Source organism: Kitasatospora sp. NPDC003701, assembly GCF_053587085.1.
The window spans coordinates 1-16,527 of the sequence record NZ_JBSFNM010000025.1; the positions used below are offsets into that span (position 1 = coordinate 1).

16 protein-coding genes and 5 pseudogenes are annotated in these 16,527 nt (G+C 72.5%); 10 read left to right on the plus strand and 11 right to left on the minus strand.

Going from position 1 to position 16,527, the window contains the following annotated elements:
* Nucleotides 1-101: 101 nt before the first annotated feature.
* Together ACWDRR_RS23170 and ACWDRR_RS23175 are read right to left on the minus strand one after the other, a co-directional pair.
* Nucleotides 102-236: pseudogene (locus ACWDRR_RS23170) on the minus strand (darcynin family protein); the annotation flags it as partial.
* A 77-nt stretch (nt 237-313) separates the two neighbouring features.
* Nucleotides 314-1,207 carry an NAD(P)H-binding protein gene (locus ACWDRR_RS23175; RefSeq protein WP_449774094.1) on the minus strand — a complete coding sequence of 298 codons (894 nt, stop codon included), beginning with the start codon at nt 1,205-1,207 and terminating at the stop codon, nt 314-316.
* A gap of 112 nt (nt 1,208-1,319) precedes the next feature.
* Between ACWDRR_RS23175 and ACWDRR_RS23180 the strand changes: the two genes are divergently transcribed.
* On the plus strand, nt 1,320-2,264 hold the full coding sequence (locus tag ACWDRR_RS23180) for a LysR family transcriptional regulator (RefSeq protein WP_449774095.1): 945 nt from the start codon (nt 1,320-1,322) through the stop codon (nt 2,262-2,264).
* A 95-nt stretch (nt 2,265-2,359) separates the two neighbouring features.
* Here the strand turns inward: ACWDRR_RS23180 and ACWDRR_RS23185 are convergent, their stop codons facing one another.
* The 3 genes from ACWDRR_RS23185 to ACWDRR_RS23195 all read right to left on the minus strand — a co-directional run bounded on the left by ACWDRR_RS23185 (nt 2,360) and on the right by ACWDRR_RS23195 (nt 4,786).
* A complete protein-coding gene (locus ACWDRR_RS23185; protein WP_449774096.1) occupies nt 2,360-3,013 on the minus strand; it encodes a nucleotidyltransferase domain-containing protein in 654 nt (217 codons plus the stop codon).
* Between the two features lie 146 nt (nt 3,014-3,159).
* Nucleotides 3,160-3,600 carry a hypothetical protein gene (locus tag ACWDRR_RS23190; RefSeq protein ID WP_449774097.1) on the minus strand — a complete coding sequence of 147 codons (441 nt, stop codon included), beginning with the start codon at nt 3,598-3,600 and terminating at the stop codon, nt 3,160-3,162.
* 301 nt (nt 3,601-3,901) lie between these two features.
* Nucleotides 3,902-4,786 carry a helix-turn-helix transcriptional regulator gene (locus tag ACWDRR_RS23195; protein WP_449774098.1) on the minus strand — a complete coding sequence of 295 codons (885 nt, stop codon included), beginning with the start codon at nt 4,784-4,786 and terminating at the stop codon, nt 3,902-3,904.
* 151 nt (nt 4,787-4,937) lie between these two features.
* Here ACWDRR_RS23195 and ACWDRR_RS23200 point away from each other — a divergent pair, with 151 nt between their 5' ends.
* Entirely contained in the window at nt 4,938-5,561 is a 624-nt protein-coding gene (locus ACWDRR_RS23200) for a YbhB/YbcL family Raf kinase inhibitor-like protein (protein ID WP_449774099.1), read from the plus strand.
* Between the two features lie 145 nt (nt 5,562-5,706).
* Here the strand turns inward: ACWDRR_RS23200 and ACWDRR_RS23205 are convergent.
* Together ACWDRR_RS23205 and ACWDRR_RS23210 are read right to left on the minus strand one after the other, a co-directional pair.
* Nucleotides 5,707-6,015: pseudogene (locus ACWDRR_RS23205) on the minus strand (GNAT family N-acetyltransferase); the annotation flags it as partial.
* A gap of 58 nt (nt 6,016-6,073) precedes the next feature.
* Nucleotides 6,074-6,988: a CPBP family intramembrane glutamic endopeptidase gene (locus ACWDRR_RS23210; RefSeq protein ID WP_449774100.1), complete on the minus strand. Its 915-nt coding sequence runs from the start codon at nt 6,986-6,988 to the stop codon at nt 6,074-6,076.
* 112 nt (nt 6,989-7,100) lie between these two features.
* Between ACWDRR_RS23210 and ACWDRR_RS23215 the strand changes: the two genes are divergently transcribed.
* Nucleotides 7,101-8,396 (plus strand): histidine kinase, encoded by a 1,296-nt coding sequence (locus tag ACWDRR_RS23215; RefSeq protein ID WP_449774101.1) that lies wholly within the window; start codon nt 7,101-7,103, stop codon nt 8,394-8,396.
* On the plus strand, nt 8,384-9,076 hold the full coding sequence (locus ACWDRR_RS23220) for a LuxR C-terminal-related transcriptional regulator (protein ID WP_449774102.1): 693 nt from the start codon (nt 8,384-8,386) through the stop codon (nt 9,074-9,076). The genes ACWDRR_RS23215 and ACWDRR_RS23220 overlap by 13 nt, the downstream gene beginning before the upstream one ends.
* Nucleotides 9,077-9,211: 135 nt before the next feature.
* Here ACWDRR_RS23220 and ACWDRR_RS23225 read toward each other — a convergent pair whose 3' ends face one another.
* Complete coding sequence (locus ACWDRR_RS23225) at nt 9,212-10,195, minus strand: phosphotransferase family protein (RefSeq protein WP_449774103.1); 984 nt, start codon at nt 10,193-10,195, stop codon at nt 9,212-9,214.
* Nucleotides 10,196-10,668: 473 nt separating this feature from the next.
* On the opposite strand from ACWDRR_RS23225, the gene ACWDRR_RS23230 reads away from it, so the two are divergent.
* On the plus strand, nt 10,669-11,850 hold the full coding sequence (locus ACWDRR_RS23230; RefSeq protein ID WP_449774104.1) for a phosphotransferase: 1,182 nt from the start codon (nt 10,669-10,671) through the stop codon (nt 11,848-11,850).
* 287 nt (nt 11,851-12,137) lie between these two features.
* On the opposite strand, the gene ACWDRR_RS23235 is transcribed toward ACWDRR_RS23230, so the two are convergent.
* Nucleotides 12,138-12,728: an HAD domain-containing protein gene (locus ACWDRR_RS23235; protein ID WP_449774105.1), complete on the minus strand. Its 591-nt coding sequence runs from the start codon at nt 12,726-12,728 to the stop codon at nt 12,138-12,140.
* 116 nt (nt 12,729-12,844) lie between these two features.
* Here ACWDRR_RS23235 and ACWDRR_RS23240 point away from each other — a divergent pair.
* Nucleotides 12,845-12,979, plus strand: a pseudogene (locus tag ACWDRR_RS23240) (IS5/IS1182 family transposase); the annotation flags it as partial.
* Nucleotides 12,980-13,026: 47 nt separating this feature from the next.
* Here ACWDRR_RS23240 and ACWDRR_RS23245 read toward each other — a convergent pair.
* Nucleotides 13,027-13,638: a hypothetical protein gene (locus ACWDRR_RS23245; RefSeq protein ID WP_449774106.1), complete on the minus strand. Its 612-nt coding sequence runs from the start codon at nt 13,636-13,638 to the stop codon at nt 13,027-13,029.
* Between the two features lie 305 nt (nt 13,639-13,943).
* On the opposite strand from ACWDRR_RS23245, the gene ACWDRR_RS23250 reads away from it, so the two are divergent.
* A complete protein-coding gene (locus tag ACWDRR_RS23250; RefSeq protein WP_449774107.1) occupies nt 13,944-14,303 on the plus strand; it encodes an asparagine synthase-related protein in 360 nt (119 codons plus the stop codon).
* 54 nt (nt 14,304-14,357) lie between these two features.
* Here ACWDRR_RS23250 and ACWDRR_RS23255 read toward each other — a convergent pair.
* Nucleotides 14,358-14,735 (minus strand): annotated as a pseudogene (locus tag ACWDRR_RS23255) (transposase family protein); the annotation flags it as partial.
* A gap of 44 nt (nt 14,736-14,779) precedes the next feature.
* Here ACWDRR_RS23255 and ACWDRR_RS23260 point away from each other — a divergent pair.
* From ACWDRR_RS23260 to ACWDRR_RS23270, 3 genes and pseudogenes are all read left to right on the plus strand, one after another.
* Nucleotides 14,780-15,193, plus strand: a complete 414-nt coding sequence (locus ACWDRR_RS23260; protein ID WP_449774108.1) for a hypothetical protein — start codon at nt 14,780-14,782, stop codon at nt 15,191-15,193.
* Between the two features lie 222 nt (nt 15,194-15,415).
* Nucleotides 15,416-15,601: pseudogene (locus ACWDRR_RS23265) on the plus strand (transposase); the annotation flags it as partial.
* A gap of 363 nt (nt 15,602-15,964) precedes the next feature.
* Complete coding sequence (locus tag ACWDRR_RS23270; RefSeq protein WP_449774109.1) at nt 15,965-16,423, plus strand: hypothetical protein; 459 nt, start codon at nt 15,965-15,967, stop codon at nt 16,421-16,423.
* Nucleotides 16,424-16,527 lie beyond the last annotated feature (104 nt).

A 16,527-nucleotide genomic window follows, 5' to 3' on the forward strand; every position in this document is an offset into this window, starting at 1 on the left:
GGCCGCGGTGACCGGGCGCGGCTCGGGCATCGACGACCGGGTGTGGATGGTCAAGTGCGCGACCGTCCGCGACTCGCTGCGGCGGGCCCGGCCGGCGTGACCTTGCCCTCGATCGCGGGGACGACCTGGGTGGTGAACGCCTCCATCCGCTCCCGGGGGGTCATCGCGAGCCATTCGGGTGTGGTCTTGACGAGCATGAACGCCGTCACGGGCGCTTCGGTTTCCTCAGTGGGCACGGCAGCTCCTTCGGAGAGCGGGAGAGTGGTGCTCCCGGTGCGGCGGGCACCGGGGCGTGGCTGTTCGCGGTGGGGGGTCAGGGGCGGACGGCGGGCACCAGGGTCTCGGCGCACCACCGCTCGAAGCCGGTGCGGGCGGCGGCGTCCGGGGTGCGCGCGATGCCGGTGTCCAGGCCGTCGTCCTTGGCCTGCTTCATGTCGACGATGCCCTGGACGAACGCCTCGTCGAGGCCGTAGCCGACGAGGGTGTCGCGCAGGTCGTGGGGGTGCTGGCGCTCGTAGCGGACGGCACGACCCAGCTGCTCGCCGATGATGCGGGCGAGGTCGTCCGGGGAGAGGTCCTCGGGACCGACGACCGGGACGTCGGCCGTGCCGGTCCAGGAGCGGTCCAACAGCAGTCGGGCGGCGACGGCCGCGATGTCGGCGACGGCGACCATGGGGGCCTTGCGGCCGGCAGCGACGACGTCGGCGAAGACCCCCTTCTCGCGGATCGAGTCGGCCTCCTCCAGGAGGTTCTCGAAGAAGGACGGGCAGGCCAGGGCCCGGTAGGCCGCGCCGCTGCCCGCGAGGAGGTCGTCCATGGCGTGGGAGGCGGTGACGAGTCCGGCGCGGCCGGCGACCGGGGTGCCGCGGCCGAGGGCGGAGACGCCGACGACATGGCCGACGCCGTGGGCCGCGAGCGCGTGCACCGCGGGGAGGGTGAAGCCCGAGTAGGCGTCGTGCGGGGTCAGGGAGGCGTCCGGGGGGACGAGCCAGAAGACGGCGTCCGCGCCGTCGAAGGCCCGGTCGACGACCTCGGCGGTGCCGTGCGAGCCGACGACCACCTCGACGCGCTCGCGCACCGCGTCGGGGAGCCGGGCGGGGTCGCGCACGATCACGCGCAGGTCCTCGCCCCGGGCCGGGGCGGACTCCAGGAGCAGGGGCAGCAGGTGGCGGCCGATGTTCCCGGTGGGAGCAGTGATGACGATCATGAAAACCTCATGGGTCGTGCCGTTGGGGTAGGACCTCATCCTGCTGAGCGCCGATGTGTTGCCACAATGGGAACGTCAGCAACACATCATTGCCCGGAACGGAATTACCCTGGTGAACAGCCCCGACCCCGTCATCGACGCCAACCTCGCCGTCGCGCTGGACGCCCTGCTGACCGAGCAGAGCGTGACCCGCGCCGCCGAACGCCTGCACACCTCCCCCGCCGCCATGAGCCGCACCCTCGCCCGCCTGCGCCGCGCCCTCCAGGACCCGCTCCTGGTGCGGGCCGGACAGGCCATGGTCCCCACCCCCCGCGCCCAGGCCCTGCGCGACGAGGCCGCCACCGTGGTCCGCAGTCTCGGAGCGCTGCTCTCCCCCGGCACCGGCGTCGACCCCGCCGCACTGCGCAGCACCTTCACCCTCCAGACCGCCGACCTGGTCGGCGCGGCGCTGGCCCCCGGACTGCTGCGACTGGCCCGGCAGGAGGCCCCCGGCGTCTCGTTGCGCTTCCGGGCCGAGGACCTGGAGGCCGGGGCGGCCCTGCGCGACGGCCGGATCGATCTGGAGATCGGATCCATCGACCACGTCGATCCCGAGACGCAGGTCGAGGAACTCGTCACCCTGCGCATGGTGCTGGCCGTCCGCCCGGGGCATCCCCTCACCGAGGGCGCCCTGACCCCGGAGCGGCTCGCCGCCGCCGAACACGTCGCGGTCAGCCGACGCGGCCGCTTCACCGGGCCCCTCGACACCGCCCTGGCCGAACGGGACCTCCGCCGGCGGGTCGCCGTCGTCCTCCCCAGCCACCTGGCCGCGATGACCCTGGCCGCCCGCAGCGACATCGTCTGCCTCGTCCCGGCCACCGCCCCCGACGCCGCGCCCTCGCCCCTCACCGAGACCGCAGGTGCCCTCGGCCTCCGCCTCCTCGACGTCCCCCTGCCACTGCCGCCGCTGACCATCGGCATGGCCTGGCACCCCCGCCACGCCGCCGACGGAGCCCACCGCTGGCTCCGCGACGCCGTCCGCCGGACCGTTCGCACGACCGACGCGGCGAGCGCCTGACGGGTTTTCGGAGGCGGTGCGCGCCGTGGCGCCCGGGGCGTCTGCGCGACCCGGGTGGGTGACCGTGTCCGGCTCAGGGCCGGGCGGCGGGCCCGTCAGACGGTGGGCCCGCCGCCCGGCCCGAGGTCCGCCAGCCAGTCGTGTCCCGGATGGACCCGGGCGAGGAGGGTGGCCAGCGTCCGCCGCTGGGTCCGGTCCAGCAGGGGAAGGGCGCCGGCGAAGTCCTGCCGGTCCTTGGGGCGGGTCGCCTTGGCCTTGAACAGCAGTGCCAACTCCGGTGCGAGGTAGGGAATCCCGTCCGGTGTACGGCGGACGACGTCGCTGTACGGCAGGCGGATCGACGGGTCGCGCCGACAGATCCAGGTCGTGCCGTCGTGCGGTTCGCGGAACACGTCCACCAGGAACTTCCCGGTCGACGGGTCGCGCAGCCAGGTCTGGTGGGACAGCTCCGCGACCTCCGGGGTGAGTTCCCAGATCCGGTCGGAGGCCACGACGTCGAAGGTGAACTCGGGGAACCGGGAGCGGATTTCGGGGAACCGCGCGGCCGGGACGGCGATCTCCAGGTCACCGTGCTCACGGGTCCGCCCGCCCCGGAACAGGTCGACGGCCCACCCTCCGGCCACGTACCAGGGGGCCGAGACACCTGCCAGCCGCGCCGTCACCTCGGCGGGCGTCCAGGCGTCCGCCCACCTCGCCACCGCCTCGGCCTCGGTGATCGGGACACCGCCCGGAGGAAGTCCATCGGTCATCCGGCCAGACTACCGAGAGGCCGGTCACCGCACGGGGTTCCCGGCCGAACGCCCACGGGCCGTCCCGTGGCAGGCGGTTGTGCCCAAGGGCCCGACCCGGCCTCGGACCCTCGCCCGCCGGCCGGGCCTCGAACGCATGCGGGGGGTCAGCGGCGGCCGGTGGCCAGGATGACGAGGAACTGGCCGCCGCCCGCCTCGATGTCGGCGGTCACCGGCAGCCCCGGTACGAGTCGGGAGAACCGGTCCACCAGCCAGTCCGCCGCCTCCTGGGCGTCCTTCCTGGTCGGGCAACGACCCACCATCTCCCGGCCCCCCTTGCGCTCCAGCCTCCCGGCCACGGTGATCAGCGGCGCGGGTTCGACCACGTACAGGCGATCCGGCCAGGCGATGACCACCTTGACCGCGCCCTTGCGGGAATTGCAGCCCCGGTGCGCGAGGCGCTCGGCGACCTTGGCCTTCCGGTCCGCCGTCCGGCTGTCGACACTGGGCCCCCGCGGATCGTTCACCGACTCGTCGGGGTCCACCGGTTCGTCGCACACCCAGCACCGCCAGCCGTCACGCTCGGCCACATCATCAAGAAGACTCATCCGAGCAAACTAGCCTGCCCGACCCCCACCCCGCACACCAGGCGCCCGACGACCGGTCTGGCCGGCGCCGTCACCCCCTTCCGGCCCCCTTCCGGCCCCCTTCCGGTTCTGGCAGCACAGGCTGAGCGACGCACCGGCGCCACTACGGCGACGGCCCGCCGCGGACTGTCGCCTCGGCGTCCTCCCGACCGGGCACCCGGCTCGGCGTACGGCCCTCGACCGCTCGCCCGCTTGACCGCTTGACCGCTCGACCGCTCGCCCGCGGTCGTGACGGTGCCGGGCCCCTCGGACACCCGGTGGCTCAGGCGGTCCGGGCCGCCTTGAGCACCTGCTCCGAAGCGCCCACGGCGCCCTGCGAGTAGCCGGCGACCAGCAGCCGAAGCGCCCGCTCGGTCGCCCCGTCCCCCGGGGTGAGCACCATGAGCCGCTGGTCGGAGCCGTCCGTGGCGGCGAGCTGGTCGTAGCACAGGGTCAGCTCGCCGCCCAGCGGGTGTCGCAACCGCTTGCTGCCGTGGGAACGTTCGCGAACCGTCCGGTCCTCCCACCAGCGGGCGAATTCCGGGCTGCCGGCCAGGAGGCGCGCCACGACCGCGTGCAGTCGCGGGTCGTCGCGGTGCCGCGCGGACGCCGACCGCAGCGCACCGACCGTCTCGCGCGCGAACTGCTCCCAGGACAGCTGCGTCCGGCGGCTCTCGGGATCCAGGAACGTCAGGCACGCCGTGTTGGCGGCCGGGCCGGTCCCGAAGTCGTCGCCGAACAACGCGGAGGCCGCGCTGTTCCACGCCAGGACGTCGAGGCGGTGATCGATGATGTAGGCGGGCAGCAGCGGCATGCCGTTCAGCACCGCGCGCAGGGAGGCCGCCGGATCGGAGGCGACATGGCGGCGCGGTGGCGCCTCGCCACGCGCGGTGAGGTGCACGTACTCGCGCTCCGCGGGGGTCAGCCGCAGCGCGCCGGCGATCGCGTCCAGCACCGCCGATCCGGGCGTCCCGGCGCGGCCCTGCTCCAGCCTGATGTACCAGTCGATGCTCACCGCCGCGAGCTCGGCCACTTCCTGGCGGCGCAGTCCCGGGGTTCGGCGGTTCCCGCCCGCCCGCAGGCCGATGTCGCCCGGCAGGGTCCGCTCGCGCGCCGCCCGCAGGAACGCCCCCAGCTCGGTTCGGGGCCCGCTCTGTCGATCGCTCACACCGGACATCGTCGCCGGTCGGGCCCCGCGCGGTCCATTCCCGAGGGTGGCACGCCGAGTACCAGGATGCGCTCGGCCTCCCCCGGGACGCCGGGCGCCGGAAGGCTGGTGCCGACCGAACACCACCGTCCGACCCGGAACAGGAACCTCCATGAAGCGCTCGACCCGCACCGTGACAGCCCTCGCGGCGACCACGGCCGCCACCCTCGCCGTCGCCGGCGCCGCGTCGGCAACGGCCTACTCCGCGACCCACCCGAACCGCTTCGGACACACCGAAGTGCGTGCGGGCATCCCCTCGCACACACCCCGGTTCGTTGTCAGCAGCCCCGAGTGGAAGGGCGGGAAGGTCCCGGCCGCCGGCTACGCGAACGTCTTCGGCTGCTCCGGCGCGAACCACGCACCGACCGTTCGCTGGTCCGGGGCGCCGGCGAGCACCCGCAGCTACGCCGTCTCGCTCTTCGATCCGGACGCGCCGACCGGCAGCGGCTTCTGGCACTTGATGACCTGGGACATCCCGGCCTCCACCACCACCCTCGCGGGCGCAACGCCGGCCGGCGCGGTCAGCGGGCCCAACGACGCCGGCGCCACCGGCTACCTGGGACCGTGCCCGCCGGCCGGCGACGGCGTGCACCACTACGTGCTCCGGGTGGTGGCGCTGGACGTGCCGAGCCTGGGCCTGCCGGCCACCAGCACCCCCGCCGTGGCCTCCTTCTCGATGGCGATGAGCGGGCACATCGTCGGCACCGCGGAGCTGACCGCCACCGCCCGGCGCTGACACTCCCGGCCTCGGCCGGCGGGAACGGGCCGGTGCAGCGCGTGATCGTGCTGCTGGGGGCCTGGTCGCCCGGCATACCGCCGGGCAGTGGCGAGCGGTCCGGGCCTGTCCTCGGACCGGACCGCTCGCCGCCTGCTACGCCTCGCTACGACGCCCGGCCCGCCGGAAGGAAGTTGAGGCGTTCACGGATGACGGGGAAGCCCGCCTTGGCGAAGTCCGCGGCCATGGGGACGTTGGCCCGGTCCGTCGCGCCGCTGACGAACTCCGCGCCCTGCTCGACGAGGACGTGGGTGCACTCCCCGAGGAGGTCGTAGGCGTAGCCGCGGCCACGCTGTTCCGGGACGACCCCGATGAAGCCGATGGTCGGGCCGGAGGGGTTGTGGGCCGGGATGTGGATCCCCGCCAGGTCGCCCTCCGGCGTGCGCGCGACCTGCCACCACTCCCGTGGAGAGGGCTCCGGCTTCGTCGGAAGCGGGCGGGGTCAGACCTGCGCTCGGCGGGTTTCACCGAGATCAATGATCGGACAAGGCCTGGCGGGCCGCGGTCGGCCGACCTTCCGTCGGCGGCAAGGGCCAGTCCCGCCCGGCGCGCCGCCGGTATGCCAGCCAGCCGCCCAGCACGGCGAGGGCGGCCACCGGCCAGGTCGAGATGCTCAGCGGGCCGGCGAGCAGCGGGTCGACGAGGCGGCCCGACACCTCGCGGGTGAGCGGCAGCGTGAACTCGTTGAGCGACAGGTGCGCCGCGACGGCCGCCCACACCGATCCGGTGGACAGCCGGACGGTGGCGATGACCGTACCGAGCAGCATCGCGGTCACCACGGCGACGGGTATGCCCAGCAGCACCGAGTGGCCGGGGTAGCTTCCGCCGAGCGCCGTCATCGGGACGTGCCACGCCCCCCAGATCGCGCCGCCGATCAGGAGGCCCCGGGTGCGGCCGTAGCGGAGCAGCCGGGGCAACAGGTAGCCCTGCCAGCCGAGTTCCTCACCGAAGTACAGCGGAACGGAGAGCAGCGCGCTCAGCACGAGCGGCGCGACGGTGGCGGGCCCGGGCAGGTGCGCGGGGGTGTACCAGCCGATCAGCGTGGCCACGGTCAGGCCGGCGGCGGTGAGGCCGAGCGGGATCGCCAACGCGACCGCGACGGAGCGGACTTCGTGCCGCCACGGGGTGGCCCTGGCGAGTCCGAGGACCCGCAGGGCCCGGCGCGGCCCCCGGCCGCGCGCGGTGAGACCGAACGCGGTCAGCGCCGGCACCAGCATCATCAGGATCATGCACAGCGCCGCGAGCCGAGGCGTCCCCTGCGCGGCGCTCGTCCGGCGGAGGCCGTCCACCCAGAGTGGGACCATGGTGATCCACGCGCCGACGAAACTGATCGACAGGAAGAGGAAGAGATCGGAGCGGGAGCCGCCCGACGTACTCGTTCGTTTCATGGCCCTGACGCTACGAATCGCGCGGCGGCCGGGGCGATCGTGCAGGCTCGCCCAGCGATGGTGTAGCACGCTCCACTGCGCCGGGAGGCCGAGGAGGGGAAGACTGGCCGCCGTGACCGACCTATCGATGACACGAGCGGGCGTGGCGCGTTCGGCCCGTGCCGCCGGGTACTGCACGACCGTGCTCGTCCACGCACTGGCCCTGGTCGTGCTGCTGCCCGTCCTCCTGTACTCGGCCGTACTCTGCCTGGTCGGCGTGGGCCTGCTCGTCCTGCCGCACGAGCTCCGGCTGCTGCGCCGGCTGGCCGACGGCGAACGCGACCGGCTGGGACGGTGGGCGGCGTCCACGCCACCGGCCGGGCCGCACGCGCGAAGGCGCCTGACAGCGGTGCTGTCGGACCCGGCAACCGGCCGCGACCTGCGGTGGGCGACCGCCATGACGGTCGTCGGCACCGCACTCGGACTCCTCGGCGCGGCCCTGTTCCTGTTCCCGGCGGCCGTCCTCGTGCTGGTCGGCCTGTGGTGGCTGTTCCCCGCGGACGATCCGATCAGGCTGATCCTGAACATCCCGATCGACGGCTGGGGATCCGCGGTCTACGCCGGGGTGCCGCAGTTGCTGCTGAGCGTGCTGCTCGCCCTGTTCGGTCCGCCGCTGCTCGCCAGGCTCGCGGCGTCCGTGAGCCGGTGGCTGCTCGCCCCCTCGGCCGCTGCGGTCCTCGCCGAACGCGTGTCGACACTGGACCGGACACGCACCGGGGCGATCGACGCGCACGGCAGCGAACTGCGCCGCATCGAACGGGACCTGCACGACGGCACCCAGGCCCGGCTGGTCTCCCTGGCCATGCAACTCGGGCTCGCCGAAAGGACGCTGCGCGCCGACCCCGCCGCGGTCGGCCCACTGCTGACCCGGGCACGGGAGGGCGCCGAGGAGGCCATGGCCGAACTGCGCGACGTGCTGCGCTCCGTCTACCCGCCGATCCTCGCCGACCGCGGCCTCGCCGGCGCCGTCTCGGCGGTCGTCGCCCGCTGCCCGGTGCCCGCCACCGTCGAGCTCGGCGAGCTCGGCGAGCTCGGGCAGCCCGGCGGACCCCGCGGACACCGTGGACCGCGCGGACTCGGTGACGTACCGGCGCAGATCGAGGTGGCCGTCTACTTCGCCATCGCCGAGGCTCTCACCAACGTGGCCAAGCACGCCCGCGCCGACTCCGTGTCGGTCACCCTCGCCAGGGCCGGCGGCACGCTCCGCGCGGAGATCACCGACGACGGCCGCGGCGGGGCGGCCGAGGGCGGCGGCACCGGACTGCGCGGAATGCGGCAGCGCATCGAGGCGGTCGACGGCGTCCTGCGGGTCCAGAGCCCGCCCGGCGGACCCACCGTGATCACCGTGGAGTGCCCGTGCGGATCGTGATCGCCGAGGACAACGCGCTGCTCGCGCAGGGACTGACCGCGCTGCTGGAGGCCCTGGGGAACGAGGTGCTCGCCACGACCGAGGACGCCGAGTCCTTCGTGACGGCCGCCGTCACCCACCGACCGGACGTGGCCGTGGTGGACGTCCGCCTCCCGCCGACCTTCACCGACGAGGGCATCAGGGCCGCGCTGCGCGCCCGGGAACGTGTCCCCGGCCTGCCGATCCTCGTACTCTCCCAGTACGTCGAGGGCACCTACGCCCGAGAACTGCTCGCCGACGGCACCGGCGTCGGCTACCTGCTCAAGGACCGGGTCGCCCGCGTCGACGACTTCCTCGACGCGCTCCACCGGGTCGCGGCCGGCGGCACGGCGCTGGACCCCGACGTGGTCCGGCAGCTGCTCGCCACGCGCGGCAACCCGCTGTCGCGGCTCACCGAGCGCGAACGCGAGGTACTCGCGATGATGGCCCAGGGATACGGGAACTCCGAGATCGCCGATCGCCTCGTGGTCACCGAGCGGGCCGTGCACAAGCACATCGGAAACATCTTCCTGAAGCTCGACCTCCCGCCCGAGGACCGCGGCGACCGGCGCGTCCTCGCCGTCCTCACCCACCTCGGAGCCCCTCAGCGCCGGACCTCGTCCGGGTGGACGCCCACCCGGCTGCCCGACCTCAGATCGTAGCCGTTGGTGGCGCGGCAGCCGGGTCGAACGGGTCGATCCTGATGCGGCTCTGAGGCGCGGCTCTGAGGCGCGGCTCTGAGGCGACGTCGTCCCGGCGATCGAGCAGTTCCTCGGCTCCTCGGCCGGGTCTCGGACTCACTCGTACCAGTCGAACAGGGCCTGGACGTACTGCTCGAGCCTGTTCGTCAACACGGCGGACGTCAGATCGGCCCGGCCCAGTTCACGCCAGGGGACGGCGACCTTCTCGGCGTCCGGGGCAAAGGCCAGGGCGTCCAGAAGCCGCCAGTAGAGATGGGCGGCCGGATCCTCGGCCAGGATCCCTCCTGCTTCGACATACCGGTCGGCGAAGGTCATGCCCGAGGGAACTCCGTGCAGCAGGGCCAGCGCCGTCGAGCAGTGGGCCACGTCCAGATCGGCCGGCCCCCAGGACGTCTCCACCCAGTCGACGACGCCACTGATCCGCAGGGCCCCGCCGCCGCCCTCGAAGAGGACGTTGCCGGGGTGGAAGTCCCGGTGCAGGAAGCAGGGCAGGTACTCGGGCGGCCGACGTCGAATGACGTCCACGGCCCGCCGCCACAACTCCGGCCGCTCGCTCCGTGCAGGCGGGCTCACCCGCTCGGGCGCCGTCCACGCCTGATAGGCACGCGGCCGGTCCGCGAGGGGTACGTGCACCTGGTGGATGAGCAGCAGTTGGCGGGCCAGCAGGTCCACACGCCGGTCGGCGTCCTCGTCGGCGAGGCGCACGGACCCGGGCAGCAGGGACATCAGCAAGGAGGGGTGGTCGCAGTGCTCCGCCGTCGCGTCCACGTTCACAAGCCGCGCGGCGGGCACGTCCGTGCCCTCGAGCAGGCGCAGAACGCCCGCCTCCCGCGTCAGGAGCGCCTCCGCGTGTCGAAGGTAGAACGGCTTGACGAAGGAGCGGAGGACCAGGGAACGCCGGCCCTGCGGCCCGGAGATGTCCAGACGGCGCATCTCCGACGTCCACCCACCGCGCAACCGAGCCGCACCTTCGATGGATTCCGATCCGAGCAGCCCCTTCTCGACCCAGTCACGCGTCGCTCGCCAGTCCTGGCTGTCACGATCCTCACCGACGCGCTCGGCGCCCCCACCTATGACCATGGGAGCAGGCTATCGGCCGTCCCACCAAGGCACCCCGCGAGTCGGCCCACCGTGTAGCGATTCCCGCCGGCCGGAATCCTCTGGTGCCCCCTCACCGAAGAACCGTTCCATCAACTCACCCATGGACCCGGGAGCGTGGAAGGCTGCCCTGGCCCCTGAGGACAGCGGCCAGGCGCCTCGTCCTCGACCGGACGGCCGCCTACCGGCCGTAGCCTGAACGGTGCATGGTCCGACCCGACCTCGGGCCACGCACCGCCCCCGACCACCCTCTCGCAGCGATCCGGATCAGGAGTTGCCCGACGGCCCTCGCCAAGACCGCCCCCGACCCCCGCTCCGCCATCACCGCGGGGAGCACCCGATGACCACCCAGCCCGTGCGAGTCGGCGGTCCAGCTGCCGCGCGGGCGGCGGACGTCGTCCGGCGCGGGGGCGCAGCAGAACCCGAGCCTGTCTGACAGGAAGGAGCACAGAACCGTGCCCGACTGGGACGAGATGACCGCGGCCGCCCGCACGGTGCGCCGCCTCTACGACGAAGCCAACCACCGTACGCTGGGCCGTACCTGGGACCTGGCGGACTTCACCCTCGGATTCGTCGGTGACGTCGGCGACCTTGCCAAGCTCGTCATGGCGCACGAGGGCCACCGCGCCGACGTCTCGGCCGACCGGGAGCGGATCGGCCACGAGCTGTCCGACTGCCTGTTCTCCCTGCTCGTCATCGCCGACGAGACCGGGATCGACCTCGCCGGCCGGTTCACCGCCGACATGGCCGCGATCGCCGCCCGCGTCGGCACCTCGCCGGCCCTGCCCGCCCCCGAGCTGCGGCAGTTCGCGCAGGACGCCGTCGGGCGCATCACCTCCTGGACGGACACCTCCTGGGTGCGCGCGGGCAGCCGGGTGTGGCGGGTACGCGGCCAGGGCGGCGGCGAGTGGTTCGTCAAGGTCCACCGGGAGAACCGGCGCTTCCACGACCGGGAAGTGACCGCCTACCGGACCTGGGTCCCCCGTCTGGGCGCGGCCGCGCCCCGCCTGGTGGCCGTCGACCCCGCGCTGCGGGCCGTCATCGTCACCGCGGTACCCGGCCGTTCCCTGCACGGGGCGGTCCACCCCCGCCACGAGGAGCGGCGGATCCACCGCCGCATCGGCGAACTCGCCGCGGCGATCCACCGCTCCGCCGTGGCCGTGCCCGGCCACCGGCCGGCAGCCGCGCTCGACAAGCTGGAACGGCACCTCGCCGGCGCCCGCCCCCACCTCGCGCCGGGCGACGAGGACCACATCCGCGCGCTCACCGCGACCGCGGCCGACCTGCCCGCCCTCGACGCGCTGCCCACCCACGGCGACCTCCAGCCGCGCAACCTCCTCTGGGACGAGCGGTCCGGGGAGCTGTGCGTGATCGACTTCGAGCGCGCCGAACCGGGCCCGGCCGTCCGCGACTTCGTGCGCCTCGCCGACAGCTGGGCCGACCGTCCGGATCTCGCGGAAGCCCTCTTCGACGGGTACGGCCGGTCCCTCACCGACGCCGAGCAGGAGCACCTGGCCGTCCACTGCGCCCTGGACGCCGTCTCCGGGATCCAGTACGGCGCGGCCAACCGCGACCCCGAACTCGTCGAACGCGGCCTGCGCACCCTCGCCCGGCTGCGCGCCACCCACCGACCCTGACCACCACCAACGAGGAGCATCGTGGGAAGCGTTCCGCAGGAAGTGTGGGAGCAGCACTACGCCGACGGCCGAGGACACCCCGGCCGAGAAGCGGGGCATCGCCCTGGACGAGGACGAACTCACCCTGCTGACGGCCGGCTGGAAGACGGCGCAGCGCCTCGACGCAGACGGGTTGGCCGCTCTCGTCCTGCGTGGCCCCCGCCACGCCGACAGCGCCGCGGTCGAGCGCCGATGTCCGCTCTCGGGATCTGCCGCGACGGCGGCGCTGAAGGTTGTCCCGTAAACGATCACATGGCGCCCGGGGTTGTCGCGCCACGCGATCCGCGGTGTCGGTGCGGGTCGGTCGCCCAGTCGGCCAGGGTTGCGAAGTCAGCGGCAGTCAGCCCGGTCCGGGGATCGACCCAGTGCAGGAGGGCCGGGCCGTCATGGTGCGCTTGGGCCCACGCGCGATCCGCATCGGTGATCTGGTCGTCGATCCAGGCGAACGGACGGCCCTGGGCCCACGCGACGATCTCCGGCGTCTTCCAGAACACGCCCCCTTCCGGCTGGGGCCGAGGCTCGGACCAGGCGATGAACGGCAGTGCGGGCAGCCGCAGCAGGGGTGCGAGGAAGTCGTTCGCCTCCTCTTCCCATGTCGTTGCCCAGACAAGGTCGAAGGGGAGCCTGGTCAGCGCCCGCCCGTGGTCCGGGTTGAGCCATATCCGTAGCGGCTTGACCGGTTTGTCCGGCAGTCCCCATTCGGTGAGCCGACGCCGCTCGGCCGCTTCCCATCGCGGTGTGAGCAGCCGGTGCGTCCCGTAGCCCTCGGGGTGCCTGTAGGGCTTCGCCGCGTACGGATTCAGCGGCCCGTCGACGTCCACCAGCAGCACCGGCCGCATCAGCCCACCCCCTGAGATCGTTTTCGCACAGTACCGGCCGGCGATGTGAAGACCCAGCGCATTTCCTGATCGCACCGGCCGCCGACCCACGGTGACATGATCTTGTCGCGGCTGGTGTGATCACGGCATCGGAGCCGTCCTGGACAGCCCCGTCCACCGGGCCGAGTCCGCCCTGCTTCGACGAGCTGCTGACGGCTCCTCGGCGCGAGGGCGCCGACACCGTGCGGCGGAGTCGGCCGTGGCGTCCGCCTCCGCAACAAGGAGGCGGGCAGCTTCTGTTGCAGTGACCTGCCCGCGCCTATCGGTGCGGGGTCTCCGGAAGCGGCAACGGCTCGTGGTGGTGCCAGAGGAGCGATCGGTCTTCGCGGCGAAGTTCTGCCGATCCCCACTCCAGTCGCACCACTCCGCTGGCCAGGGAGCACGCGTAGGCGACGATCACCAGCTTGGTCTCGGGCGACAGACGCAGGAGGTCCGCGTGCGGCTCGTCCTCCTCCGGAAGCGCGATGCCGAGGTCGAACGAATACTGGCGAGGCTCTGGGCCATGACGGCGGATGAGGTTCGCGCGGAGCCCGGAGGCGCGTCGGAGCCTGGCGGCCGTGACCGGTACGTCCTTCTTCGCGTAGCGGATCGGGTAGATGACGTGGCCGGCGATGACCATGACCGTTCGTGCCTGGAGCCGGACCGGTTCGGAGCCCGGAAGGCCGGCCAGCCCGGCTGCAAGCTCTTCGTACTGCACCGCGTAGAGGCCGTGGCCGTAAGCCTCGTGGGTTTGGGTGTGAACGCCCTCGTGGCCGCCGCGGGCCCGGTCGTGCGCGCGGAGGATGCAGGCCGGCACGATCGTCGTCAGCTGGGAGGCGAGCTTGCCGAAGACCTCCGTAGCCCAAGGACTGGCGGCGTCGTTCGATCCCATGGGTCCCCCGATCAAAGTCCGCTGGTTCGACCTCCGACGGTCCGGCGGCGGGCTTTGCGGATCAAGGGCGCATCGGGGGTCGCACGATGCACTTGCTGGAGTCGGAGCAGGCTGATCGGACCTCAGGAGCAACGAGACCTGCGGTCAGTTCGCCTCTGGTCGCGGGACCAGGGCGGGACGACACGCTGTGCGCGCGCCGGAACGGGACCAACGCGAACGGGCGACCTGGCGTGCATCGACGGGCCGCTGGAGCCGGCCGAGGCGATCGTGAAGCCCGTCCTGCGCGGCGCCGCCCGGACGGGTGCGTGCGCGAGGTCGTCGCCGACGCGCTCCGGCGGGCCGGCGGGGACCTGGCCCAAGGGCTGACGCTGGCCGACCTGGCCACGGCTTGGCGCCCGCTGGTGATGGCGAGCGACAAGCTGGCCTCCGCGTTCGCGCTGGAGCGGCGCTCGCCGTTCCTGGCGCGGGACCTGATCGAGTTCTGCTACCGCCTGCCGGTCGAGTACAAGATCGGCGATCCGGCGGCCGGCAAGCGGATCCTGCGGGACGCCGCGGAGGTGCTCGGGCTTCCGCCGGAGGTCTGGGGCAGCCGGGACACTCGGGCTCGCCTCCCCGGTCCCGAGCTGGCTGACCGGCCCGCTGGAAGCCTGAGGGCTGTCCCGTAATTGATCTCTGAAGGGTGTGCTGCGGGTTGGGACCGCGCCTGGAAGGGCGGCCCGCTATGCAGTCGCCTGGACGAGGTTGTGGAGGTGGGCGATGCCGAGCATGGCGTGGTGGACGCCGTCGCCGTTGAGGCGGCAGTCGCGCAGGATCTTCCAGGTCTTCATGCGTGCGAAGACGTGCTCGACGCGGGCGCGGACCTGCTTGTGCTCACGATTGTGCTCGCAGAGCTCGCCGCCGGCCGGGCGGCGGTGCGGGATCACCAGTCCGGTGCCCGGGTAGCCACTGTCGCCAATCGTGGTGGTCTTGCCGACCGCGGCCCTGGCACCTGACCCGGCCCAGGCCTTGCAGTCGTCGCGGTTCCCAGGCAACGGGCGTCCGACGACAACGACCAGCCGGCTGTCGGCGTCGATCACGACCTGATGGTTGGTGGAGTACATCTCGGTAGCCCGGACGGTTTCGGCATGAGAGCCTCACGATCATGGCCACTGCAACCGAGGTAGGCGAGCTGTTGCACCAGCGCGGCTGGCGGACGGCGTTCACCGTCGCTGAAAGGGTGAACGCGTGGGCTGCCTTGGTGAGTGCCATCGAGCACGGCTATGACGACGACATCTACGAGTACACCAACGACCTCTACTGCCGGAATTGGCTCCACGAGGCTTGGCTCCTGCTGGACGAACACATCGTCCAGCTCTGGACGCCGCAGATCAAAGCCCTGGACGACCGGTACAAGGCCGCGTCCGTCGACGACGACGGCCAAGCACTCGACCAGTTCCACAAGCTGCCCGGCCCCGACCTGTGGTGGTGGCGGCGACACCCCCGCATCCTCACCGGAGACCTCGGGCGATCACTCCGTTCGGCCGGCGCCATCGGCACCGACCCGGACACGGCATGACCATCAGCCTGTTGGGGCTACGGGACAACTCTTGGCGACCGCCCAGATCAGCGCCGCCCTGGACCAGGCGCCGCTCCCGCCCTCGGGCCCCACGCCCGCGCGCCCACCCGCCCGCCTCCGGCGCTACAACAGCCTCGGTCCGCCCTAGGGCCTGTGTGATGTCGTGATCAATCCCCGGGTTCTGCCCCTGTTCCGGGGCAGAACCCGGAATGTTTCTGTGACATGGAGTTGATCGAGCCCCACCTGCCGATCGGCGGGTTCGGGCCCTATCCCGGACGACTTCGCGACCCGTTCGAGGGAGTGATCCGGCGGTCTCGTTCCAGCGCCCAGTGGCGGGAGATGCCTGACGAGTTCGGCCCCTGGTCCACGGTCTTCGGCAGCGGGTTTCGGGTCCGGCGGGACGCCGGAGCAGGGGCGCGGTGCAGGGGCGCGGTGCGGGGACGACAGCCACGCCGCCCCCGCACCGCGCGGTCGTCCGGCGGCCGGGCCGCCACCTTCCCGCCCGCCGGAACCACGGGACCCCGACCCCGGTGGTGGGTCTCACGGCGTCCCCGGTGAGCGGCGGGGACGGTGCAATCGAGACGGCGCCCGTCTGCCACCTGGTTCGCCTCGGAGCGTCCGATGTCAAGCGTTGCACTGCTGTGCATACGTGAGCGAACAGTTGATTCAATCTGGCCGAAATCCATTCACTCCTTCGAGGGATGGAAATGTCCACCGCCGACGATCTAGGTTTGATGCACAACCCAGCATGGACATAAGGATATTGGTTCAATGCGTTTGACCTCGGCATTCAAGTCCCGTATCGCCTCAGTGGTTTTGCTCTCCGCGTGCGCAACGGTCATGGCCACGCCCTACGCCGGCGCGGCGACGAACTCGGTGACGCCCGGTTCCACGGACGTTTACCTCTTGGTGGAGAATGCCCACGGTTCGGGCGCGGTCAAGGGTTCGCTGTCGTGGAACGGTGAGGGCGGATACGTCTTCGAGGGAACTGCCAACGCGGAGTGCGATTTCGACAACAGGGTCACCGCGTGGCTTGAGTACGGAGGCGCCAGCGAGAGCTGGAAGAAGTCCAACGAGTCGGATTGCACGAAGACGCCGCACGCGGTCCCCGTGAAGGTCTCCGGCACCCTGAACAAAGGGGAGAAGCTGGAACTGCGCGTCAGCACGTGGCGTGCGTGGTCGCTCAACCCGTACGCAGCCAGCAACAAGAACGTCTACAGCATCTCGTAACCTCCACCAGCCCGTTCACTCGGCTCAGTGCGTGCTGGCTGAACCGGGGCGATCGTGATCCCCCCGTGGGTGGCCGGTTGCGGGGCGCGCCATACGCGGAGAAC

What these genes read in the sequence shown, in the direction of transcription:
- ACWDRR_RS23175 (WP_449774094.1), bottom strand. Translation starts at nt 1,207, where the DNA reads ATGATCGTCATCACTGCTCCCACCGGGAACATCGGCCGCCACCTGCTG.
- ACWDRR_RS23185 (WP_449774096.1), bottom strand. Translation starts at nt 3,013, where the DNA reads ATGACCGATGGACTTCCTCCGGGCGGTGTCCCGATCACCGAGGCCGAG.
- ACWDRR_RS23190 (WP_449774097.1), bottom strand. Translation starts at nt 3,600, where the DNA reads ATGAGTCTTCTTGATGATGTGGCCGAGCGTGACGGCTGGCGGTGCTGG.
- ACWDRR_RS23200 (WP_449774099.1), top strand. Translation starts at nt 4,938, where the DNA reads ATGAAGCGCTCGACCCGCACCGTGACAGCCCTCGCGGCGACCACGGCC.
- ACWDRR_RS23210 (WP_449774100.1), bottom strand. Translation starts at nt 6,988, where the DNA reads ATGAAACGAACGAGTACGTCGGGCGGCTCCCGCTCCGATCTCTTCCTC.
- ACWDRR_RS23225 (WP_449774103.1), bottom strand. Translation starts at nt 10,195, where the DNA reads ATGGTCATAGGTGGGGGCGCCGAGCGCGTCGGTGAGGATCGTGACAGC.
- ACWDRR_RS23235 (WP_449774105.1), bottom strand. Translation starts at nt 12,728, where the DNA reads ATGCGGCCGGTGCTGCTGGTGGACGTCGACGGGCCGCTGAATCCGTAC.
- ACWDRR_RS23245 (WP_449774106.1), bottom strand. Translation starts at nt 13,638, where the DNA reads ATGGGATCGAACGACGCCGCCAGTCCTTGGGCTACGGAGGTCTTCGGC.
- ACWDRR_RS23260 (WP_449774108.1), top strand. Translation starts at nt 14,780, where the DNA reads ATGGCCACTGCAACCGAGGTAGGCGAGCTGTTGCACCAGCGCGGCTGG.
- ACWDRR_RS23270 (WP_449774109.1), top strand. Translation starts at nt 15,965, where the DNA reads ATGCGTTTGACCTCGGCATTCAAGTCCCGTATCGCCTCAGTGGTTTTG.